The sequence below is a fragment of the Paenibacillus naphthalenovorans genome (assembly GCF_001465255.1).
GTDB lineage: Bacteria > Bacillota > Bacilli > Paenibacillales > NBRC-103111 > Paenibacillus_G > Paenibacillus_G naphthalenovorans.
Map to the genome: position 1 here is coordinate 3,181,482 of NZ_CP013652.1, position 22,362 is coordinate 3,203,843.

At 51.1% G+C, this 22,362-nt stretch carries 16 protein-coding genes, 5 tRNA genes and 3 rRNA genes; 3 read left to right on the plus strand and 21 right to left on the minus strand.

Annotation, left to right across the window (positions count from 1 at the left end; translation table 11 throughout):
• Positions 1–19: 19 nt before the first annotated feature.
• The 18 genes from IJ22_RS15585 to IJ22_RS15670 form a co-directional block, all read right to left on the minus strand.
• Positions 20–1,066, minus strand: coding sequence for an amidohydrolase family protein (locus IJ22_RS15585; protein WP_062409476.1), 1,047 nt, complete (start codon positions 1,064–1,066; stop codon positions 20–22).
• A gap of 21 nt (positions 1,067–1,087) precedes the next feature.
• Positions 1,088–1,921 (minus strand): ABC transporter permease, encoded by an 834-nt coding sequence (locus IJ22_RS15590; RefSeq protein ID WP_062409477.1) that lies wholly within the window; start codon positions 1,919–1,921, stop codon positions 1,088–1,090.
• A 1-nt stretch (position 1,922) separates the two neighbouring features.
• On the minus strand, positions 1,923–2,702 hold the full coding sequence (locus IJ22_RS15595; RefSeq protein WP_062409478.1) for an ABC transporter ATP-binding protein: 780 nt from the start codon (positions 2,700–2,702) through the stop codon (positions 1,923–1,925).
• A gap of 29 nt (positions 2,703–2,731) precedes the next feature.
• Positions 2,732–3,817, minus strand: a complete 1,086-nt coding sequence (locus IJ22_RS15600) for an ABC transporter substrate-binding protein (RefSeq protein ID WP_062409479.1) — start codon at positions 3,815–3,817, stop codon at positions 2,732–2,734.
• A gap of 11 nt (positions 3,818–3,828) precedes the next feature.
• Positions 3,829–5,133: an FAD-dependent oxidoreductase gene (locus IJ22_RS15605; protein WP_062409480.1), complete on the minus strand. Its 1,305-nt coding sequence runs from the start codon at positions 5,131–5,133 to the stop codon at positions 3,829–3,831.
• 27 nt (positions 5,134–5,160) lie between these two features.
• Positions 5,161–6,843 carry a dihydroxy-acid dehydratase gene (gene ilvD / locus IJ22_RS15610; RefSeq protein ID WP_062409481.1) on the minus strand — a complete coding sequence of 561 codons (1,683 nt, stop codon included), beginning with the start codon at positions 6,841–6,843 and terminating at the stop codon, positions 5,161–5,163.
• Positions 6,844–6,870: 27 nt separating this feature from the next.
• Positions 6,871–7,371, minus strand: coding sequence for a 3-phenylpropionate/cinnamic acid dioxygenase subunit beta (locus tag IJ22_RS15615; protein ID WP_054820325.1), 501 nt, complete (start codon positions 7,369–7,371; stop codon positions 6,871–6,873).
• Positions 7,372–7,409: 38 nt separating this feature from the next.
• The gene (locus IJ22_RS15620; protein WP_062409482.1) at positions 7,410–8,780 is read right to left on the minus strand and encodes an aromatic ring-hydroxylating oxygenase subunit alpha; all 1,371 of its coding nucleotides are present in this window, start codon (positions 8,778–8,780) and stop codon (positions 7,410–7,412) included.
• Between the two features lie 308 nt (positions 8,781–9,088).
• On the minus strand, positions 9,089–9,487 hold the full coding sequence (locus tag IJ22_RS15625; RefSeq protein ID WP_054820326.1) for a RidA family protein: 399 nt from the start codon (positions 9,485–9,487) through the stop codon (positions 9,089–9,091).
• Positions 9,488–9,534: 47 nt separating this feature from the next.
• Positions 9,535–10,179, minus strand: coding sequence for a GntR family transcriptional regulator (locus IJ22_RS15630; RefSeq protein ID WP_054820327.1), 645 nt, complete (start codon positions 10,177–10,179; stop codon positions 9,535–9,537).
• A gap of 665 nt (positions 10,180–10,844) precedes the next feature.
• Positions 10,845–10,928: transfer RNA gene (locus tag IJ22_RS15635), tRNA-Leu, on the minus strand.
• Positions 10,929–10,952: 24 nt separating this feature from the next.
• Positions 10,953–11,038 (minus strand) — tRNA-Leu (locus tag IJ22_RS15640).
• Positions 11,039–11,054: 16 nt separating this feature from the next.
• Positions 11,055–11,127 (minus strand) — tRNA-Lys (locus IJ22_RS15645).
• 11 nt (positions 11,128–11,138) lie between these two features.
• Positions 11,139–11,224, minus strand: a tRNA-Tyr gene (locus IJ22_RS15650).
• A 26-nt stretch (positions 11,225–11,250) separates the two neighbouring features.
• Positions 11,251–11,326: transfer RNA gene (locus IJ22_RS15655), tRNA-Phe, on the minus strand.
• A 47-nt stretch (positions 11,327–11,373) separates the two neighbouring features.
• Positions 11,374–11,490: ribosomal RNA gene (gene rrf, locus IJ22_RS15660) — 5S ribosomal RNA — on the minus strand.
• Between the two features lie 73 nt (positions 11,491–11,563).
• Positions 11,564–14,476: ribosomal RNA gene (locus IJ22_RS15665) — 23S ribosomal RNA — on the minus strand.
• 212 nt (positions 14,477–14,688) lie between these two features.
• Positions 14,689–16,239, minus strand: a 16S ribosomal RNA gene (locus tag IJ22_RS15670).
• Together the 16S, 23S and 5S rRNA genes with 5 tRNA genes alongside form the textbook arrangement of a ribosomal RNA operon.
• Before the next feature lie 527 nt (positions 16,240–16,766).
• On the opposite strand from IJ22_RS15670, the gene IJ22_RS15675 reads away from it, so the two are divergent.
• The 3 genes from IJ22_RS15675 to IJ22_RS15685 all read left to right on the plus strand — a co-directional run bounded on the left by IJ22_RS15675 (position 16,767) and on the right by IJ22_RS15685 (position 19,792).
• The gene (locus tag IJ22_RS15675; RefSeq protein WP_054819207.1) at positions 16,767–17,516 is read left to right on the plus strand and encodes an ABC transporter ATP-binding protein; all 750 of its coding nucleotides are present in this window, start codon (positions 16,767–16,769) and stop codon (positions 17,514–17,516) included.
• Positions 17,513–18,742, plus strand: a complete 1,230-nt coding sequence (locus IJ22_RS15680) for an ABC transporter permease (RefSeq protein WP_062409483.1) — start codon at positions 17,513–17,515, stop codon at positions 18,740–18,742. The genes IJ22_RS15675 and IJ22_RS15680 overlap by 4 nt, the downstream gene beginning before the upstream one ends.
• Positions 18,743–18,841: 99 nt before the next feature.
• Positions 18,842–19,792, plus strand: a complete 951-nt coding sequence (locus IJ22_RS15685) for an alpha/beta hydrolase (protein ID WP_062409484.1) — start codon at positions 18,842–18,844, stop codon at positions 19,790–19,792.
• A 125-nt stretch (positions 19,793–19,917) separates the two neighbouring features.
• Here IJ22_RS15685 and IJ22_RS15690 read toward each other — a convergent pair whose 3' ends face one another.
• From IJ22_RS15690 to IJ22_RS15700, 3 genes are all read right to left on the minus strand, one after another.
• The gene (locus tag IJ22_RS15690) at positions 19,918–20,370 is read right to left on the minus strand and encodes a thiol-disulfide oxidoreductase DCC family protein (protein ID WP_235594141.1); all 453 of its coding nucleotides are present in this window, start codon (positions 20,368–20,370) and stop codon (positions 19,918–19,920) included.
• A gap of 31 nt (positions 20,371–20,401) precedes the next feature.
• Positions 20,402–21,193 carry an alpha/beta fold hydrolase gene (locus tag IJ22_RS15695; protein WP_062409485.1) on the minus strand — a complete coding sequence of 264 codons (792 nt, stop codon included), beginning with the start codon at positions 21,191–21,193 and terminating at the stop codon, positions 20,402–20,404.
• 201 nt (positions 21,194–21,394) lie between these two features.
• The gene (locus tag IJ22_RS15700; protein ID WP_062409486.1) at positions 21,395–22,336 is read right to left on the minus strand and encodes an S-layer homology domain-containing protein; all 942 of its coding nucleotides are present in this window, start codon (positions 22,334–22,336) and stop codon (positions 21,395–21,397) included.
• Positions 22,337–22,362: the final 26 nt, after the last annotated feature.

Consider the following 22,362-nt stretch of genomic DNA (forward strand, 5'->3'; position numbering starts at 1 on the left):
AGGCCATAATGGATGACTGCTACTTCAAATTGAAAAATTCCGCAGCATTATCATGCAGTATTTTCTTTCTTGCCGTTTCCGAAAGCTTCTTCGGCAAAACGCTGGGTTCGTCAAAGTCCCAATGAGGATAATCACTCGCGAACATCAATATATTTTCGGCGTCCATCATATCGAATATATGAAGCAAATGTTCTTCTTTCTTCGGATCCGGCCATGGTTGGGTAGTCAGACGTACATGATCGGCTATATACTCGCTGGGCAGGCGCTTTAACCAAGGTGCTTGCTGACGCAGCCCCTTAAAGCGTCCATCCATTCTCCACATTAAATGCGGCAGCCAGTCAAATCCGCCTTCAATAAGTACGAACTTCAGTCGGGGAAACCGCTCAAAAACGCCTTCCAATATGATGCTTGCCAAATGACCCATATAGATCTGCGGTACACATGAATGCCACTCCAGATAATTGCGGGCGACACCTGCCGGTGTAGGCGACGCCTGCGCAAACATGGCATTGGATTGGCCGGTATGCACCCCTATGGGAAGTCCTTTTCGCTGCGCCGCCTCATAGATTGGATAGTAAAAGCGATTGCCGAAGGGAATGCGTGACGTTGAAGACATAGCAACCATGACCATGTCCGGATGGTCTCCAAGCCTTTCGATTTCTCTTGCCGCCAGATGCGGATCTTGGGGGGCTACCATAATGACGCCTTTAAATCGTTTATCCTTAGGCAGCCAATGCTCGATGGAATGGTCATTATATGCCGAGCATATCGCCTGAGCGTAATCGGGATCCGGAATGGCCGATATGTGATACCCCGATCCCGTCAGTAAAGCATACGAATAATTGTACTTATCCAGCAATTGCTCCCTTAAAAAATCAGGATCCGAACCGGCTGGGCCGCCATTGGGCGGAATGGAATCCCATCGGAATCCACCTTCATTCAGAATCCCGGAATCCATTTTCCTCTCACCGTACTTCAAAAGCTCCGATCTCCATGGTTCGGGCAAATAGGGAGCCAGGTCTACCTCTTTTCGCCGGGCATGATGGACATCGCAATCAATGATCATCGTATGAACACCTCTTCTCCTTTATTTCCACGGCAGCAGCTTTCGTTCCAGCCATTCCAACGAACGGTTAAACAATAGGCCGAGCATGGACAAGATCAAGACACCTACCATCAAATTGGTCGTCATCATCAGATTGCCGTAATGCAAAATCATGGAGCCGACCCCCTTCTCAGCCGCAATCATTTCCGCCGAGACAAGCAAGAGCAGGGAATTCCCGGCAGCAAGCTTTAGCCCGGCAAAAATGGTCGGCAGTGCAGCAGGCAGAATAACCTTGCGGATGACGCTGAAATATTTCGATCCGAACGTAACGGCAGCTTTGAGCAGGATCGGGTCAACCTGTTTGACTCCGGCATAGGTGTTAATCACTACCGGGAAGAATACGCCAAGCGCGATAATCGTAAACTTGGGCAGTTCTCCGATCCCAAGCCATAAGATAAACAACGGCAGCAGCGCAATCTTCGGGATCGGGTAGATCGAATAAATAACCGGAGTTAATACGGAATCCACCCAGCGAAAGAAGCCCAGCAGCAGCCCGATCACAATGCCGGCAACCGCTCCGATGGCATACCCCGTCCCTATCCGCATTAAGCTTGTCAAAATATTATCCGTGACTTCCCCCGTCGTTACCATCTGCCATCCGGCTGCAAGAATGGCCGAAGGGGAAGGCAAAAAAAGCGGCGGAATCACTTGTATTCGGGCAAGCCCCTCCCATAATGTCAAGATGCCGAGTACTCCCAGCACCGAAGCATAGACCGGGGTTCGTTTCTCCAAAAAGGCTACGCGATTGCGGATGGTTTGCCTTTGAGGCTGAACGGTCCGACTGACTATATTCACGTTCGTGCTTCCCTGTTCCATCCTAATCCCCCTCCTTCAGTGCTTCTTGTGCGTCATGCCGGATGAGCTGCCATATTTCATCCACATAACGTTCGAATACCAACCGGTATTCTTCCTGATTCCGGCCGATTTTCGGCAGATCGATGCGGATAATGTTTTTAATCTCTCCGGGGCGTCGTGACATTACAATGACCCGGTCGGCTAAATAGACCGCCTCTTCGATGTTGTGGGTGACATAAAGCGTACTTAGTCTAGTACGATTCCATATGGCCAGCAGTTCCTCTTGCATAATGGTTCGCGTTTGTGCATCAAGAGCCGAAAACGGTTCATCCATCAGCAGAAGGTCCGGCTCGACGGCAAGCGCTCTTGCAATCCCCGCACGCTGCCGCATGCCCCCCGATAGCTGCTTCGGATATGCGGACTCAAAGCCGGTCAAGCCCACCATTTCGATATAATGGCGGCCTTTTTCCTGCTGCTCCTCTTTGCTGGCACCTTGCTCCTCCAGACCAAATATCACATTTTCGTAGACGGTCCGCCAGGGGAATAACGCAATTTCCTGAAACACAATCGCGAGCTTCGGCTCCTTGTTTCCCTGCAGCCCTTCGAAACTCACTTCACCGCTGCTGGGGGACAGCAGTCCCCCGACAATGTTCAATAAAGTAGATTTGCCGCAGCCGCTTGGGCCGACAAGTACTACAAATTCCTGGGCCGCTATCGTAAAATTGATGTCCTTGAGCGCAGTGATTTCCCGCTTGTTTGTGTCAATAAATTGTTTCCGAACATTTTCGACAACAATTCTCACGTCCTATTCACCAGCCAATTATAATTTTTTTAATTCCCTGCCGCTTTTAAAGCTTCGTCTAACAGCGTGGTATCTACGAAATCGTCAACCTCCAACGTTTTGACAATCAATTTTTCCTTGGCATACCATGCGATCTGCTCCTTGAGATCATCAATATCAGGCTTTCCGTTACGGTCGATAAACGGAAAGGACTTTTTGATCACGTCTTCCGGCTGGCCGGTATATTTGGTGATGATCTTGAGCACTTCGTCAAAATTCGGGCCCTGCGCCAATTTCCCGTCCTTCTTGGTCAATGCCGCGTCATAATAATAGCGCAGTCCCTTGAGATATGCTTTCAGGAAACGTACACTCGCATCCCTGTCGGATATGAATTTTGAAGAAAAAACAAGGGCGGAACTTTGAAATTTTATCTCGTCCGATATCCAAGTGAGCGTTTTGCCAAAACCTTCATCCACAGCCTTGGTAACATTGGGCTCACTGATAAAACCGAAGTCCACGCGTTTGCCCTTAATGGCATCTACCACGCCGCTGACGGAGTTCATCGGTGTCCATTGAACATCCTTCGAACTCATGCCATGATTCTCCAATATTCTGGCTATCGAGTAATGGTTCGTGCTGCCGATGGTTGTAATGGCGGCTTTCTTTCCCTTTAACTCTTCAACCGATTTGTACGGAGAATCATTAGGCAGCACCAGCGCCGAATAGGCATATCCCTTTTCCTCTCTGCCCTTATCGGCGACGAGAAACATCTTTTGACCCTGCGCGATCATATTGTAAAAATCTGCAGTCAAACCGGCAGCCGCAATATCCACGCTGCTGGACGCCACGGCTACGTTGACGGCATTCGCCGAATCGAACCATTTTAATTCAACGTCGAGATGTTCATCTTTGAAAAAGCCTTTCTCATAAGCGATAAACAGTGGAGCATTGGACGTAAATTTTAATAAGGCCAACGATACCGACTTCGATTCGGCCGGTTTTGTATTAGCAGGCTCCGACGGGTTAGCCGGTTCCGCGGAATTCCCCTGTTTTTCCGCACTTTTTCCGCAACCGGAAAGCATCATCGCGAAAAGTAAAAGAATAGCAATTACCGGGTAAACTGTTTTTTTCACCATGAACACCTCCTTTATCCGTTATATGGATCCATTCTGGTAAGGTTATCCTTCAACCGTTCCTGAAGTGCGGCAATGTCGATCTCATGGACGCTGCCCGTACCGGCAAGGCTTAATGCGTGTGCTGCTGCCGCCCCCGTTGCAATGCACGGTCCCATAACACGTACGCTGGACAGAGCCGCCAGATCCCCGTCAATACAACGGCCGGCTGCAGCCAGGTTGTCAACATCGGGAGGCGTCAGACTGCTTAAAGGGATATAGTGGACATGATCCTCGGAAAATGGCTGCCAGACATAGCCATCCTTTCGATTATGCAGTTCAATCGGCCATGCTGTACGGGCTACTGCATCCGGAAACCGCGTTCCGGCACGCACATCCTCAACCGTTAATTGCCGGCGGCCGACAATCCAGCGCGTTTGCCGGACGCCGGGAAAGCCATAACTGCGTACTCGACACTGGCCGAATGCAAGAGGAAATTCATTCTTTAGAAATACAACCGTTCGATCAGCCTGATCCTTGCCTTCAAGCGCTTTTTCCGCTGCCGCAATCGGCTCAAGCGGCGTTTCAACGTGCGTCATATTGAGAAGGGCTGTTCCCCTGCCCGGGAATACGATGGCAAGACCGTCCCTCCGTTCAAATCCATAATCATCGGCCTTATCCTTAAGTCTTTGAATTAGCTCGTCATATGACGGGTAGTTCTTTTCGTCGATCCCCTCGAGTACCAACACCTGGGACCCATAAACCGAACCTTCCGCAGGCTCCCGGCATGGAAGGCCGGCGTGCCAAGCAAGTGCAGCGTCACCCGTCGCATCTACGAAACCGTTTGCATAAAGGCGCAAATCGCCATACCGGGTGGCCAAATCGATCGAATCGATACGCGTTCCCTTTCTTGTCACCCCCCGCAAAACGGCACCGGTAATTACGGTTACCCCGGCATCTCTAACGGATTTTTCTATCCATCGGGCAAGGGCTACCTCATCGTACATGATGGTATTAAATCTCCTGCGCAGGTGCAAATTCCCTGCAGCGCCAAGATCGCGGATGATGTCTTCAGCAATGCCATAGGTCATCAGGTATGGGTTCGGACCGTTGGAAACCAGGCCGGCGAATGTGCCTATGATCGAATTCACAGCCTGCCCCCCTAAGGTAGGCGAACCGTCCACCAATGCCACCTTATGACCGGATCGTGCCGCTTCCAAAGCGGCTGAAACTCCGGAAATGCCCGCACCTACTACACAAATATCGACTTTCACCTCCTGTACGTTTACCGTTATGTCTTTTTGAACCGTCCGCGTAACCTTTAAATTCATTTCTTCCATTCTCCAAACATCCCTTCTTGTGATTAATTATTTAAAGAGAATACCTCCGGTTTCAGGCAACGGCCTAACCAATCGCTGATAAATCGACAACCATCCGTGCTCTTCCATGGCAGGAGCGCCATTTAAGCGCGAACGCCGAAGCTCTAGCTCGCTTTCCGGCACTTCAAGATTGACGAAACGCTTCTCTACATCAATTACGATGGTGTCGCCATCTTCCACAAGTCCTATAGGTCCGCCCTCCGCCGCTTCAGGAGAGACCTCGTTCACCGCCAGACTCATATTGGAAAGTCCTGATTGTTGCCCGTCAGTCACCACTGCAACCTTATCGCCTAAACTCGCCCCGTTCAGGGCAAAAACAAAATTGGACAAGAAGCCCATGCCGGGTGCACCCTTTGGACCAAGTCCTCTGACTACAACCACATGTCCGGGCTTGATCAGTCCCTTATGTACGCCTTCAATGGCTTCATCGGCTGAATTAAAGACAATCGCCGGCCCGCTAAACTGAAGTTGCCGATCATCGGTGACTGCAAGTTTGACGATACCGGTGTCCGGTGCTAACGAACCGCGTATTAATACAATAGAAGGGCGATTGACGAACGCGCGGTTTACTGGACGGATCACCTCTTCATCGGAGATCGCGATCCCGTGAAGGTTCTCCTTTATGGTCCGGCCGGATACCGTTATTGTATCGGTATGAAGGAAAGATTCGAGCTGCTTCAAGACCGCTTGCGCTCCGCCAGCCGCCTCGAACTGCTCAATCGTATGCTCCCCGTTGGGCCGTACGGCGCTCAGAAGCGGAATTTCATCGGCAAACCGTTCGAACATGCCGTAAATGTCCACATCCATCTGAGCCTCCCTGGCCAGCGCTTGAAGATGCTTCACCGCATTGATCGAACCGCTGATCGCCAACACCACCTTCACGGCATTGGCAAAAGCTTCAGGTACAAGAATATCACGGGGTTTCAGGTCGTCCCACACCATTTGTACTATTCTTTTGGCAGCGAGCCCGACCGTGTCCCACATCTTCTGGCTGTTGGCCAGTACCGGAGTGCTGCCGGGAAGCGCCATGCCAAGGGCTTCGCAAACAATGTGCATGGTGTTGGCCGTACCCATCCCGGCACATACGCCAGGACCAAGGATCGCATTCTTGCTCATCTCACTCAGTTCTTCGACCGAATAAACCCTCTTGCCGTTTTGTTGCTTTACAGCGTTTAACCATAGATCCTCAAAATCAATGTGCTCGCCACGATACTGCCCGCTTGGCTGATAACCGCAAGCTACGACAATAGTCGGAATGTTAAGCCGGGCGGCCGCCATGAGAAGACCCGGCACTGTCTTATCACAGGATACCAGGCAAATCATCCCGTCCAGCATGGCTCCTTCCACCGCCACCTCGACGTCGTTCACAATCAGGTCGCGGGCCGGCAGAATATATCCTCCCTTACGTCCCATACTGGTTACGGCATCCGACGGTGCCGCCGTGCGTACCTCAAATGGCAAACCACCGGCAGCGCGTATTTCCTCCTTCATCTTCGCAGCGATGCCATCAAGGTGGGCAAAGCACGCCGCCAGGTTTGAGGAGGTGTTTACGATCGCGATCTTGGGCTTTTCCATATCCTCCTCGTTGATTCCGAAAACTCCCCATTGCGCCCGCCTCATGGCCCATCTTACACTACCCGGTTCAACATAGCTCCTAAGCTTTCTTTCCATTGCAATAAAAATCTCCCTTCTGTTGACTTACAAAAACGTACTCAAATTCATCATAGTTAACACGGTCTGATCCGGATAAATGCTCCGGGAAGCGATTTTCCAATCTCCACCGATGTTGCGCAATACATCTAAACGCTCGCCAAAAATTTGCTCTACGGCATGATCAACTCCCCTGCTTCGTTGAAACGAAAAATAACTTTGTACTTTTAACTCGTTACTGGATGTACCTTCTTTAATAATAATATTGGATACAAAATGGCGTGTACGCAGCGGAGGATCCTCGGCCCATGCCGAGCCGGTTCTAAGTCTTTTTACCCGTGTTGTCAAAGATTTCTTGGTTTCCTCATAATAAGCCATATCATTATTTTTATCGAAACCGTCTTTGGATTCCTTCGTGACCCGTACAGGCATCCGATAAACAACATCATCCGTAAGCAGTTCCAACCAATCCTCGAACTCCCTATTATCCAATAAAAGCGCTTCAGTGTTGAGAAAATTCGTTATTTGGTAGTGCAGCTCATAATTCATAACCATCCCCTCCTTTTCTCCCCTTTTTCTTACCGATTTCAATCGTTCCATTTACTATCATCTTTCAAATCGCTTGTCATCAGTTCCAACCAATAGTCATGCATCCCTCTCAAGGCGGCATCCACATAACATGTCGGGTAAGCGACACCGGGTCCCGGCCACGATTCATCCGGCAACACTTCATCCATACCCATCATATAGTTAAGCAGATTATTATAACTAAGGTCCTTATCGCGAGCCATTCTCCCCTTGCTTGCCTGAACCACCCGAGTCCAGATTTCCGTATCGTCCGCCTCTAAAGTTCCCGATGGACCAAACGAAGCCACATAGCCTTTATACGAATCCATTTTATACGCTTCCGGTGCAGCTTTATCGATCAAGAACCAAGACCATATTTCAATTTTGTCCGGCCCCATTGGACGCCATATACGCAAAGTTAAATAATTGTGCAAGTGACCTTCACTTCCATGCACCGGACAATGGAAAGAAAGATTCGGGAAGCAAGAACCGACGATCACGGTGGTCTTTTTATAAACCTCCAACTGTTCTTTGGATAAGTTCCTTTCAAACATGGGCCACATTTCTTTAGGCAGCCCTTGATAAGGCGGCATATTTAAACCGGGCACGACTGTACTTACGTTTACACAATGTCCATGATTTAACTTGACTTGATGGCCATAACTGGAATATAGCGGGTCCTTGGGACTTATGCCAAGTTCAACGGTAGATCTGTGAGTAGTTGCTACATGATAGGGGTCGCCCCCGAAGTTTTCCGCCGTTAACTTCCAATTCGTGTTTACAACCCAGCGCTGAGGACCTCCTTTGACCTCCATTCCTCCGTCGCTTCGTCCTAAAATAATGTCAAGATACCATTTGAGTTCCCCGAGATACTCATCCAAAGACATTGCATTTTTGTCCATATTGCCGAAAATCATGCCCTTATATGTCTCAACTCGGGGAATCTTGCGCAGCGACCACTCTTTCTTATTCAATTTTTGGCCATAGACCTTGTCGCCTGCAACGACTCCAATCAGCTCTCCCTCCGTATTAAACGTCCAGCCATGAAACGGGCATGTAAACGCTTTCTTATTTCCTGAATCGGCCGTACATAAATGTGTTCCTCTATGGGTACAAGAATTCAAAAAGGCATTGATTTCTCCCTGTTTGTTTTTGATTAACAACACAGGATCATCCAACAACCATCTGGTGACATAGTCCCCTGGTTCCTTTAATTCCGACTCATGCCCTAAATATTGCCATGTGTATCCGAATATCCTATCCACTTCCAAAGCATAAATATCCGGATCTGTTAAAATCCATTGAGGGAACAATCCTTCTTCAAATTTTTCTTTTATTTCATTAAGCATTTCTCGATCAATACCATTTCTTAAATTATGTATCCTCGCCATTTGATTACCTCCCAACCCAATGTACCTGCATCCGTTTGCATCGATGACGGCAGTTCCACAGAATCTCTTGCTTCCAGACTGCAAAAGTCATTCCTGATCCCGTACCGGCGGGAGACCGATACCCTGAAACGTATTCCAGATACTAAGCTTTAGAGACATCAACCCCCTCGGTCATGATCTTTTCAATGAAATGTTGGCCTGATCGTTTCCTACAACCACTAAAATGTCTGGGAGCGTCCTGAATCTAAACGCCTCATAAATGAAACCCCTTTCAAATCTTCATACGAGAAACGGCAGCAAAAATACTTTCACGCTTCCTCGCGTAAAACAGCTGTGATTTCAACTTGCACGAGCGCTCCCGCCCGCAAATCCTTCACTACCGTATGTCGCGCAGGCCGATTGGCAGCATCGGGAAACATGCTCACCCATGCCTGATTGACTAAGTCCCGATACTGCTCATCCTGGAGATAAACCGTCATTCTCCCGATATCGGCTGAAGTTCCTCCGGCGACCTCCATGAAGCGATGAACGTGATCAAAGACTAGCTCAATTTGTTTTTCCGGCTCATCCGGAATCTTGCCGATTGCCGGGTCAACCCCGGCAATCGCAGAAGAGAAGACAAATCGACCCACTTTCGCTCCCAAGGGAATCGGAATCGTTCCGTGATGATTTACCCCTTTAATCTCAATACTTTTTCGACGAGCCATTCCCTCACCCCACTCACGTTAAACATTCACTTTAAGAACAAAAACGTCTAAAATAAATCTCGCAACCCGTTTAAAATCCGGCCGAGGTGCAGGCGCATGGCTTGTTCTGCCGCATCAGGATCACGTCGGATTACAGCTTCAACGATCGCCCGATGATCTTCGTATGATTTATCAGGCCGCCCCCGTTGCAAAATCGTTTTATACTGAAAACGAACACTCTGTGAATTGAGCGTATCCAAAACCTTCGCTGCGGTCTTATTCCCCGACATTTTAATGAGCATGTGATGAAGCCTTGTGTTGCAATCTGAATATTTCAGCAGATCGTTTGCCTCGTAATATATTTTCATTTCATTTAAAATGTCCTGAAGAACACCCTCGTCCTCGTCTGTTGCATTTTCTGCGGCGCGACGAGCGGCTAGGCCTTCTAAAGCTGTACGTACCTCGAGGATTTCAATCGCTTCTTCCTCCGTGACGAGACGGACACGCGCTCCGCGATAGCGTTCCCGCTCTACCAAGCCCTCTTGCTCCAAGCGCGCCAATGCAGTCCGTATCGCCGCGCGTCCGGCACCATATGATTTCGCCAAATCCAATTCCACAAGGTGCTGGTTGGGCATCAGAATCCCGCGGCATATATCCTCCTTCAATCGGAGATAGCATTCTTCTTCGTTCAGTAATGTAGCTTCATTTAGCATTGTACGCCAAATACTCCTTCCCCAGATAGCTAACTTTAGTATATTTCTATTCCAACATTATTGTCAACAATAATTTATACAATTTAGCTGAAAATATGATCTATCATTTTATGCACAATCTTATTTTGTGTAACGCGGTAGTTTGGTAAAGTATCTGGATAAAAAGTAGGGGCTTTCCCATATGTCAACCTGATGGAGTAACTGGATGACTGAGGGACGGCCCTTGTGGGATATGGAAAAAACGACGGTATGGCAGAAGTAAAGGGTTGGGAGCCCTTGCCAAGGCCATCGCCTGCAGATAGAGCTGTTAGGCTGATTTTCAGCGCAGCAGAGACAATCTGCCACCGAAGGTGGTTCTCACACACGATTGAGGCTTGGGACCCAAGTGGGAAACAAGTCAAGGATGAGGAACATAAAGCCCATGAAAATCCTTGTAGAATCAAGGGTTTCCGCGGGTTCCGCATCCGCAAATTTTTATCCGACTTATCGCGGACCTTAAATGGCACTGGCGAACGGTGTAAGTAAGAATCAGAAATGGCCGGTCATAGCCATTTCTCCACCATCACCAATATTGGATTAAAGTTCTAAGTATCTTCTGTCCAAAAATAAAAAAGATCCCCAACCTGCCAGAATGTGCAGATCAGAAACCTTTACTGACGTTATGATGCGGTCGAGAGGACTCGAACCTCCACGGCTGTTACACCACTAGAACCTGAATCTAGCGCGTCTGCCAATTCCGCCACGACCGCATGTTTGAAATGAGTTTAAAATTATGGTGCGGTTGAGAGGACTCGAACCTCCACGGGCCTACGCCCACTACCCCCTCAAGATAGCGTGTCTGCCATTCCACCACAACCGCATATAATTTTGAAAAGTGAGCCATGTAGGACTCGAACCTACGACACCCTGATTAAAAGTCAGGTGCTCTACCAACTGAGCTAATGGCTCATAGGAATAAATGGTGGAGGATGATGGATTCGAACCACCGAACTCGTCAGAGAACAGATTTACAGTCTGCTGCGTTTGGCCACTTCGCTAATCCTCCGCATATGAAAGAATGTATGCCGTTCATGGTGGCTCGGGACGGAATCGAACCGCCGACACGAGGATTTTCAGTCCTCTGCTCTACCGACTGAGCTACCGAGCCCGACTATACATGCTTCATAACAGAATCCCCACTCTTGTAGAAGCTTCGCTTGGCGACGTTCTACTCTCCCAGGACCCTGCGGTCCAAGTACCATCGACGCTGGAAGGCTTAACGGCCGTGTTCGGTATGGGTACGCGTGGTTCCCTTCCGCCATCATCACCAAACGTATTCTTATCTCAAGGCTTGCGCCCTGAAAACTGGATCGAAACCAAGCCGCTGATCATCTTCATGTGTTTTTTGGATAAGCCCTCGACCGATTAGTATTCGTCAGCTCCACACGTTGCCGTGCTTCCACCCCGAACCTATCTACCTCGTCGTCTACAAGGGGTCTTACATACTGGGAAATCTCATCTTGAGGGGGGCTTCACGCTTAGATGCTTTCAGCGCTTATCCCTTCCGTACTTGGCTATCCAGCCGTGCCTCTGGCGAGACAACTGGTACACCAGCGGTACGTCCATCCCGGTCCTCTCGTACTAAGGACAGCTCCTCTCAAATTTCCTACGCCCGCGACAGATAGGGACCGAACTGTCTCACGACGTTCTGAACCCAGCTCGCGTACCGCTTTAATGGGCGAACAGCCCAACCCTTGGGACCTACTTCAGCCCCAGGATGCGATGAGCCGACATCGAGGTGCCAAACCTCCCCGTCGATGTGGACTCTTGGGGGAGATAAGCCTGTTATCCCCAGGGTAGCTTTTATCCGTTGAGCGATGGCCCTTCCATTCGGTACCACCGGATCACTAAGCCCGACTTTCGTCCCTGCTCGACCTGTTTGTCTCGCAGTCAAGCTCCCTTTTGCCTTTGCACTCTGCGAATGATTTCCAACCATTCTGAGGGAACCTTGGGGCGCCTCCGTTACGCTTTAGGAGGCGACCGCCCCAGTCAAACTGCCCACCTGACACTGTCCCCATACCCGCTTAGGGCACCAGGTTAGAACTCCGATACGATCAGGGTGGTATCCCAACGTCGCCTCCACACAAGCTGGCGCTCATGCTTCCCTGGCTCCCACCTATCCTGTACAGATCGTACCAAAGTCCAATATCAAGCTGCAGTAAAGCTCCATGGGGTCTTTCCGTCTTGTCGCGGGTAACCTGCATCTTCACAGGTATTAAAATTTCACCGGATCTCTCGTCGAGACAGCGCCCAAGTCGTTACGCCATTCGTGCGGGTCAGAATTTACCTGACAAGGAATTTCGCTACCTTAGGACCGTTATAGTTACGGCCGCCGTTTACTGGGGCTTCGGTTCACAGCTTCGGTCTTACCCTAACCGCTCCCCTTAACCTTCCAGCACCGGGCAGGCGTCAGCCCGTATACTTCGCCTTGCGGCTTCGCACAGACCTGTGTTTTTGCTAAACAGTCGCTTGGGCCTTTTCACTGCGGCCCCCTCGGGCTATTCACCCTACCGGGGCACCCCTTCTCCCGAAGTTACGGGGTCATTTTGCCGAGTTCCTTAACGAGAGTTCTTCCGCGCGCCTTAGCATCCTCTGCTCGCCTACCTGTGTCGGTTTGCGGTACGGGCACCTTCTCCCTGGCTAGAGGCTTTTCTTGGCAGCCTGAACTCATGACCTTCGGTACTCCAATTTTCCCTCCCCATCACAGCCCAGCCTTTCGATGTGCGGATTTGCCTGCACACCAGCCTCACTGCTTGGACGAGCATCCATCAGCTCGCGTCACTATCCTTCTGCGTCACCCCATCGCTCATAACGGTTCACGGTGGTACAGGAATTTCAACCTGTTGTCCTTCGACTACGCCTTTCGGCCTCGCCTTAGGTCCCGACTTACCCTGAGCGGACGAACCTTCCTCAGGAACCCTTAGGCTTTCGGCGGATCAGATTCTCACTGATCTTTTCGTTACTCATACCGGCATTCTCACTTGTAACCAGTCCACCAGTCCTCACGGTCTGACTTCAACCCGATTACAACGCTCCCCTACTGCCCATTACTGGACCCATAGCTTCGGTGGTGTGTTTAGCCCCGTTACATTTTCGGCGCAGAGTCACTCGACCAGTGAGCTATTACGCACTCTTTGAATGGTGGCTGCTTCTAAGCCAACATCCTGGTTGTCTGCGCAACTCCACATCCTTTCCCACTTAACACACACTTGGGGACCTTAGCTGATGATCTGGGCTGTTTCCCTCTTGACAATGGATCTTAGCACTCACTGTCTGACTCCCGGGTTAACGTCTGTGGCATTCAGAGTTTGACTGGACTTGGTAACCCTTGGCGGGCCCCGCACCCAATCAGTGCTTTACCTCCACGACGCATCTCCCGAGGCTAGCCCTAAAGCTATTTCGGGGAGAACCAGCTATCTCCGAGTTCGATTGGAATTTCTCCGCTACCCCCACCTCATCCCCGAATTTTTCAACATTCGTGGGTTCGGGCCTCCAGTGCGTGTTACCGCACCTTCACCCTGGACAGGGGTAGATCACACGGTTTCGGGTCTACGCCTGCAAACTCATTCGCCCTATTCAGACTCGCTTTCGCTGCGGCTTCGGCTTCTCACCTTAACCTCGCTTGCAAACGTAACTCGCCGGTTCATTCTACAAAAGGCACGCCATCACCCTTTAACGAGCTCTGACTTCTTGTAAGCACACGGTTTCAGGTTCTCTTTCACTCCGCTCCCGCGGTTCTTTTCACCTTTCCCTCACGGTACTGCTTCACTATCGGTCGCCAGGGAGTATTTAGCCTTGGCAGATGGTCCTGCCGGATTCCCACGAGGTTTCACGTGTCTCGCGGTACTCGGGATCCGTCTAGGGCTTTCGCAGAATTTCGGCTACAGGGCTGTTACCTTCTCCGGCCGGCCTTTCCAGACCGCTTCACCTACTCTGCTCAACCCACGTTGACGTCCCACAACCCCAGGGGGCAAGCCCCCTGGTTTGGGCTAATCCGCTTTCGCTCGCCGCTACTGACGGAATCACTTTTGTTTTCTTTTCCTGAGGGTACTTAGATGTTTCAGTTCCCCTCGTCTGCCTCCAATGCAGCTATGTATTCACTGCATGGTACGTATCTATTACGATACGCAGGTTTCCCCATTCGGACATCCCCGGATCAAAGCCTGCTTACGGCTCCCCGAGGCATTTCGTCGTTCGCCACGTCCTTCATCGGCTCCTGGCGCCTAGGCATCCTCCGTGTGCTCTTATTAGCTTAACCAATTTGGTTATTCGGTACCGACACTTACGTATCGGCTGCTGACGATTTTCTTACGAAAATCGCAGCGGGATGATTCAGCATTTTGCTTCGTTTCGATATCCAGTTTTCAAGGAACAAACGGTATTGAAAGGCATTGCACCTTTCAAAACTGAACACGAGTGAGTGCTTCTTGCTTATTGTCCGTTACCCCGCAGGTAACATGGACTCCATAGAAAGGAGGTGATCCAGCCGCACCTTCCGATACGGCTACCTTGTTACGACTTCACCCCAATCATCTACCCCACCTTCGGCGGCTGGCTCCTTGCGGTTACCCCACCGACTTCGGGTGTTGTAAACTCTCGTGGTGTGACGGGCGGTGTGTACAAGACCCGGGAACGTATTCACCGCGGCATGCTGATCCGCGATTACTAGCAATTCCGACTTCATGCAGGCGAGTTGCAGCCTGCAATCCGAACTGAGACCGGCTTATAAGGATTCGCTCCGGATCGCTCCTTCGCTTCCCGTTGTACCGGCCATTGTAGTACGTGTGTAGCCCAGGTCATAAGGGGCATGATGATTTGACGTCATCCCCACCTTCCTCCGGTTTGTCACCGGCAGTCAACTTAGAGTGCCCAACTTAATGCTGGCAACTAAGCTCAAGGGTTGCGCTCGTTGCGGGACTTAACCCAACATCTCACGACACGAGCTGACGACAACCATGCACCACCTGTCTCCTCTGTCCCGAAGGAAAGGTACATCTCTGTACCGGTCAGAGGGATGTCAAGACCTGGTAAGGTTCTTCGCGTTGCTTCGAATTAAACCACATACTCCACTGCTTGTGCGGGTCCCCGTCAATTCCTTTGAGTTTCACTCTTGCGAGCGTACTCCCCAGGCGGAGTGCTTATTGTGTTGACTTCGGCACCAAGGGTATCGAAACCCCTAACACCTAGCACTCATCGTTTACGGCGTGGACTACCAGGGTATCTAATCCTGTTTGCTCCCCACGCTTTCGCGCCTCAGCGTCAGTTACAGTCCAGAAAGCCGCCTTCGCCACTGGTGTTCCTCCACATCTCTACGCATTTCACCGCTACACGTGGAATTCCGCTTTCCTCTCCTGCACTCAAGCCACCCAGTTTTCGGTGCGATCCGGGGTTGAGCCCCGGGCTTATACACCAAACTTAAGCGGCCGCCTGCGCGCGCTTTACGCCCAATAATTCCGGACAACGCTTGCCCCCTACGTATTACCGCGGCTGCTGGCACGTAGTTAGCCGGGGCTTTCTTCTCAAGTACCGTCACCCTCAGGGCAGTGACTCCCCAAGGCGTTCTTCCTTGGCAACAGAGCTTTACGATCCGAAAACCTTCTTCACTCACGCGGCGTTGCTCCGTCAGACTTGCGTCCATTGCGGAAGATTCCCTACTGCTGCCTCCCGTAGGAGTCTGGGCCGTGTCTCAGTCCCAGTGTGGCCGATCACCCTCTCAGGTCGGCTACGCATCGTCGCCTTGGTGAGCCGTTACCCCACCAACTAGCTAATGCGCCGCAGGCCCATCTGTAAGCCACAGCTTGCACCGTGTTTCTTGATCCCTCCATGCGGAGAAATCACCTATCCGGTCTTAGCTACCGTTTCCGGTAGTTATCCCGGTCTTACAGGCAGGTTGCCTACGTGTTACTCACCCGTCCGCCGCTCCAGGAGGTCTCCCCTAAGGGAGAACCCCCAGCGCTCGACTTGCATGTATTAGGCACGCCGCCAGCGTTCGTCCTGAGCCAGGATCAAACTCTCCAATAAAGTTTAGAGAAAATTGATTGCTCAATTCGTTACTGACTTGTTTTGAAATCTCTTGCCGAGACTTCGCACTCACTCGTTGTTCAGTTTTCAAAGGACAATTACTTTATGGTTTCACCGATCCGCTTGTCTCATGCGGCCGGAAAATCAATCTACCATAACTCCGTACCGTTTGGCAACTGTTTTAATTTGCCTTATTCAAAACAGTTCGAATCAAACAGCGAAATCTAATTTACCACATTTACTATCTGCTTGGCAAGCACTTCTTTTTTCCATTCTAGGGGACGAACCCGATAGCTCAGAATCTTTTAAAGCGCTACAACTGACAGCGAAATGTAATTTACCACAAAACAACTCTACATTGCAACTGTTTTTTTATAAACCATATCCGACGCCGGGATGAACCATCTTTCCTGACCTCCACCGTAAAAAAATGGGGGAAGGAAAATTTACCCAATGACAGATGCCGTCCGGCTTTTTTCTTTTCCCGCCTAAACAAGGTACAATAGAAACCGAGGTGATTTACTTTCATGGAGCCATTGTTGAAGGTGGAAAAGCTGACCGGCGGCTACAGCCGGCAAAAGCCCGTACTGCATGACTTGACGTTCTCGGTGCGTCCGGGAGAAATGGTCGGCTTGATCGGGCTTAACGGAGCCGGAAAAAGCACCACGATTAAACATATTCTGGGCCTGATGCAGCCGCACTCCGGTGAAATCCGATTGAACGGAGTCCGCCTGGATACCGCCCCCGTGGTTTATCGGCGAACGTACGCCTACGTACCGGAAAGCCCACTGTTATATGAAGAACTGTCGGTAAAAGAACATCTGGAAATGGCTGCGATGGCTTACGGATTAGAAAACGGCGCTTTCGAGCAGCGGGCCTCCGAGCTTCTCGAAGAATTCCAAATGAAGCCTTATCAGAACCGGCTTTCAGCTCATTTATCCAAAGGAATGAAGCAGAAGGTTATGATCATGAGCGCCTTCCTTGTCCAGCCGGAGCTTTATATCATTGACGAGCCTTTTCTCGGCCTGGACCCGCTGGGCATCCGTTCGCTTCTGGAATTGATGGTCAAGGTAAAAGAAAGCGGGGCGGCCATTCTGATCAGCTCCCATATCCTATCTACCATCGAACGGTACGGGGACCGCTTTCTCCTGCTCCATCAAGGGCGTATGACCGCCGCCGGGGACATGAACGCCCTGCGCAAACAAGCGGGTATGCCGGATGCCTCCCTTGACGATATCTTCTGCAGCCTGGTAACCCGGGATGTGAAAGTGGAATGAGCAAACAGGAGCATCACAAGCTATCCATAGATACGGACCGCCTGTGGAACAAACGAACGTCCGATTTTTTGCTTGAAATCCGGCCCTTTATCGGGTATGCGCTGCAAAGCGCGGCCCTCTTGATTGTCCTGTTGATCCTGGCCGGAGCTTATTTTTACACCCGGTTTTTGTCGGAGGCTCCTCCCGATTTCCCTTTCCGAGAGCTTGCGGCCCTTGTGTTGCTGCCTTTTCTGGCACTGTCTCCAATCCGGACGTACCTGAAGGAAGCGGATCTCATCTATATGGTTCCCATGGAGACGGAGATGTCCGCGTATATGCAGAAGGCCACCGCCCGTGCGTTCCGGATACAGACACTGGCCCTTCTGGCCGTCTGGACGGCGGTATGGCCGATGTATGCCCTCTCGGCCGGCGGAGACGGAAAAAGCTTTGTGGTCATTCTTCTCGTACTTGCAGCGCTAAAAAAAGTCATGCTCTTCAGCCGATGGCAGGAGCTTAAACGGACAGAGCGCTTACAAACGCTATCCTGGTCGGCGCTTCGCTGGCTCGTTGCCGGAGGTCTGGCCTACCTGATTCTGCGATTGCCGCTTTGGACCGGGACTTTGATCGTTACGGCGTCGCTGCTCCTGATATTCGGCACGCTGCGTTGGCTTGATAAACCAAGCCTCCATTGGCCGCGGTTGATCGATACAGAGAAAAAGCACCGCGCGTTCATTTTTCGTCTGCTGAACCAATTCATTGATGTATCGGAGGTGCAAAGCCGTCCGCGGCCCAAACCTGCACCGATGAAGCTTCTTCGCTTGCTTGGGGGATTCCGGTTTGCTTCGCAGGACACGTATCGTTATATGTATACTTTAGTTTGGCTTCGTTCCGAGTTGTTCGGCATTACGATACGGCTGTCGCTGCTGGGAGCGGTGCTGATTTCTTTTGCCCGGGACGAATGGATGACCGGTTTTCTGTTCGTCCTGTTTGCAGGCCTCTTAGCCCTCCAGTTGAAGGAACTGCCAAAAATGCATCGCCATTCCGATTGGTCCTTCATCTACCCTCTGCCGGCGGACTTACGCGCCCGTTCGGCCCGCAGCATCCGATTTCGGATTCATACCGCTTGTATGGCGGTACTTGCTGTTCCCGCTCTCTGCACGATGCCCGAACCGTTATATGCGCCAGGGCTGTTTTTGATCGGATGGGGTGTCCCTTATCTGTACGGTATAATGAGGCGTGAGAGCTAAATAAGCCGGGCCTGGGATTCTTTTGTCCGGTTCCGGCATATCGTATAATGTGTGAAAGAATACCGATCAAAGCCCTACAGCAGAAAGGAATCTCGCGGCATGAGAACAACTCCTCTAATACCGAGAGTTCCGGGGGCACGCCGCAGCCGAAAAAAGATATGGCTGTGGACCGCGGGACTGCTTCTCTTCGTATTCCTGGCCTGCGCAGGCATAGCCGCCTATGTCGGATGGCAGCTGACCCATCCCGGACCGGCCGCGCTGGATGACTCGCCGGATCGACTGGGTCTGGCCTATGAGAATGTTCAATTCAAAAGCCGGGGAGATGATATCACTTTAAAAGGCTGGTTTCTGCCAGGCAAAACCATAGATCGTGAAGATTCCGGCAAGACCGGAATCATCATGACCCACGGGTACAGAACGAATCGGCTGCAAAAAAGTGCTGAAGCGTTGGACTTGGCCAAGCGCCTTACGGATCGCGGGTACAGCGTATTCATGTTCGATTTCCGGAACTCGGGAGAGTCGGAGGGCAGCAAAACCACCATCGGATTTGATGAAAAATATGATGTGCTTGGTGCAATTGATTGGATGAAAGCCAATCATCCGGGGAAAATAGCTTTGCTGGGATACTCGATGGGAGCGAGCACGTCCCTTATAGCGGCGGCCGAGGAGCCCGGCGTGTCGGGTGTCATAGCCGATAGTCCTTTTAACCATCTTAGACTTTATCTGGAGGATCATCTTTCGGTATGGTCCAACCTGCCGCAATTTCCCTTCACTCCGCTCATTTTGGGCATTTTGCCGGGGCTTGTCGGCGTAGACCCCGATCATGTGGACGGATTCGCGGCCGTAGACCGCATTTACCCCAGGCCGATCCTTTTCATTCACAGCACCAGGGATGCTTCCATTCCGATTTCAAACAGCGAATCGCTCTGGGAAAAGCACAAGGACCGGTTTGACATGTGGGCAACATCTGCGGAGGGGCACGCCAGAAATTATCCCCCGCTGAAAGAAGAATACGTTGAACGGGTCACGGACTTTTTGGAGAAACTGTAACGGTCCGTTTCATCCGCCAAAAGCAGCTGTCCGCAGGCAGCTGCTTTTGTATATGCCGATGTTCCCCGGGAAGCTTTGACGATCCGCATTCCGCAGGAAACAAGAAACGGACGGAAGATCTACAATCAATAGTCAAGGAAACGCTCCCTTGCCTTCGAATCAGGAAGCAGGCATGCATCGCTCCGGCCAAAGAAGCGGTACCGATGCCGTGCAATCCATTCGTACACCGCATCGCGTATGGGCCTGGGCACAGCCATAAAAGCGTACAAAAGCGGCCAACCTCCGCCAAGACCGCGGAGCACCCTAAGACCCGCGGTTGACCGCGTGTACACCTTGCCCCGATCCAATAAAACAAACGTGCTCAACGCATCGGGATCCATCCCGTGATGAAGGAGCAGCTTCCTGCCGATATCCGACTGTATGGCGACAAACCGGAATCGGGCATTCCGGTCGCGGGGAAGAATAAACTGGACGATCCGCTGGCAAAATCCGCATACCCCGTCATAAAAAATCAGCGGATGCCCGTCCGTCATTGCCGTAAGCTCCTCTATCGTTTGCTCCTTCATCCGATCTCCCATGCGGTCACTGTTCACTCCTTCCATGCTGCCGTTACAGCTTGGCTGTAAAATCAAGAATCGCTTGAGCAAGAACTTGAGGCGTTTCCATCATGCCCGCATGGCCGGCGCCGTCCAAGGTTACGCTGGTGATATGTTCCCCGCTCACAGAAAAAGTTCTCTCCGGCGCAATGATCTGATCGCCCGCTCCGGCCACCAGCAGTACGGGCACCCTCGCCCCAAACAATACGGCGTTCCGGTCCGTCCTGATCCTCATGCCTTCCAGCGTACGGACCGCCCCTTCCGGACTTGTGCCAAGGCCAATTTGTCTGGCTTTTTCGACCGCTTCCGGCATTGTCTTAAGATGAGCCGGCGCGAACAATTTGGGGATCAAGCCTTCCAGGAAAACGGGCAGCCCCTGCTCTTTAATCGTCTCCATCGCCTTTAACCGGCCTTCCTTTCCTTTCTCGTCATCGGGAAATGCCGTAGAATGTATGAGCCCGAAGCCGAGCAGCTTGTCCGGATGCTTTTCTGCCAGTGCCAACGTCACATAGCCGCCCAGTGAATGTCCCAGAACGACAGCTTGTTTGCAATCCCTTTTCTCCAGCAGTCCGGCAATGTCTTCAGCCATAGTCTCCATCGTATATGCGCCTTCCGGGGATGCGGAAGCCCCATGTCCGCGCAGATCGGGCACGATCAACCGGCAGCTTCCTTCCAGCAGCGGTATGACCTCCTCCCAATATGCGGAGCTTCCGCAAAAGCCATGGAGCAGCACCACCGGCGTCCCTTCTCCACGCTCGATATAGGCTAGCTTGACTCCGTTTACATTCTCATTCCGCTTATCCATCCCGGGTCACTCCTTTAAAATATCTTATGTGATCTGCAGCATTGATAAGTTTAGTATGTAATTCAGCTTTAAAACCTATTATACCCGTTATCCCCGTCCGTTTCCTCTATGAATTCCCGCATCTGACGGCGAGAAAAAGCCGGACGATCACGAACGAAATTCGTCAGTAATCGGCCGGCTTGTAAACAACCCTCAATCTTTTTATTTATCCGCTTCTTCCACAACCGTGTCCGTGCTGAACCAGCTTGGTTCGGCCACCGGCTTATATTTGGAGGAGACATATGTTTCTGCTTTAGGCTCCGTAATCACCGTCGCGTTCATGCTGTCCGGCTTCGGATCGGTCAGTGAATAAGTAATGACCGCTCGTCCGTCCTGTTCGAACCGGATACCGTCAATCGTAATGCCATAGCCTGCAGTCGGCTTCTGGCCTCTGGACAGGATGACTTTGTTGACATCGTCGCTCACCTTCTCCACCGTTACAGTGACTTGCTCCTGCTCCACTGGACGCTCCGCATGCGACTCGACGAAGCGGATCGCCTTGTACACCCATACTGCCGCTTCCCCGCGAGTCAGCTCACGCTTCGGATAAAATTTGCGGTCCTCTCCCAGCTTGACGATTTGATGCAGCACGATCCGCTGCAGGCTTTCATGGAACTTCGGATCAATTTCATTCCCGTCCTCAATAATAATCAGCATTTTGATCACAGGGAAGGTCCCTTTGGTATCTATAGCGTGAATGACCAGGTCCGCAAACTGTTCACGAGTAATGGTGCCGTTCGGATCTACATCCTTTGGAATCGGCAGACCGTTCAAATGCGCTTTCACAAACGACTGGGCGTACCAGGCATTGTTCGGAATATTCGTAAAATAATCCGATGCCTGCGGAACTTTAGGGAACCGCAGGGTGTTGATATGGAGATCCAGCCCTTTAACCAGCATGTGAACGGCTTGAGCATAGCTGACTTTACCCGTCGGAACAAAATGCTTGCCGTCTACACCGCTGACGACTCCCCGATCCTTCAGTGCCAATATCGGAGCTTTCTGATCCTGATTCAAATCATCGAACGCAAATGCAGAGCCAGCCGTCAAGCTGCCCAAAAGCGCCGTGGCCGACAAAAGAGTAACTATTTTTTTGACCGACATCAGATAATCCCACCTTTGCTTTTATT

Bases quoted from the DNA above. Each gene is read 5' to 3' on its own strand.
- IJ22_RS15690 (WP_235594141.1), bottom strand. From the start codon at position 20,370: ATGGGAGATCGGATGAAGGAGCAAACGATAGAGGAGCTTACGGCAATG.
- IJ22_RS15680 (WP_062409483.1), top strand. From the start codon at position 17,513: ATGAGCAAACAGGAGCATCACAAGCTATCCATAGATACGGACCGCCTG.
- IJ22_RS15615 (WP_054820325.1), bottom strand. From the start codon at position 7,371: ATGAATTATGAGCTGCACTACCAAATAACGAATTTTCTCAACACTGAA.
- IJ22_RS15620 (WP_062409482.1), bottom strand. From the start codon at position 8,780: ATGGCGAGGATACATAATTTAAGAAATGGTATTGATCGAGAAATGCTT.
- IJ22_RS15590 (WP_062409477.1), bottom strand. From the start codon at position 1,921: ATGGAACAGGGAAGCACGAACGTGAATATAGTCAGTCGGACCGTTCAG.
- IJ22_RS15685 (WP_062409484.1), top strand. From the start codon at position 18,842: ATGAGAACAACTCCTCTAATACCGAGAGTTCCGGGGGCACGCCGCAGC.
- ilvD (WP_062409481.1), bottom strand. From the start codon at position 6,843: ATGGAAAGAAAGCTTAGGAGCTATGTTGAACCGGGTAGTGTAAGATGG.
- IJ22_RS15600 (WP_062409479.1), bottom strand. From the start codon at position 3,817: ATGGTGAAAAAAACAGTTTACCCGGTAATTGCTATTCTTTTACTTTTC.
- IJ22_RS15625 (WP_054820326.1), bottom strand. From the start codon at position 9,487: ATGGCTCGTCGAAAAAGTATTGAGATTAAAGGGGTAAATCATCACGGA.
- IJ22_RS15585 (WP_062409476.1), bottom strand. From the start codon at position 1,066: ATGATCATTGATTGCGATGTCCATCATGCCCGGCGAAAAGAGGTAGAC.
- IJ22_RS15675 (WP_054819207.1), top strand. From the start codon at position 16,767: ATGGAGCCATTGTTGAAGGTGGAAAAGCTGACCGGCGGCTACAGCCGG.
- IJ22_RS15695 (WP_062409485.1), bottom strand. From the start codon at position 21,193: ATGGATAAGCGGAATGAGAATGTAAACGGAGTCAAGCTAGCCTATATC.
- IJ22_RS15700 (WP_062409486.1), bottom strand. From the start codon at position 22,336: ATGTCGGTCAAAAAAATAGTTACTCTTTTGTCGGCCACGGCGCTTTTG.
- IJ22_RS15630 (WP_054820327.1), bottom strand. From the start codon at position 10,179: ATGCTAAATGAAGCTACATTACTGAACGAAGAAGAATGCTATCTCCGA.
- IJ22_RS15605 (WP_062409480.1), bottom strand. From the start codon at position 5,133: ATGGAAGAAATGAATTTAAAGGTTACGCGGACGGTTCAAAAAGACATA.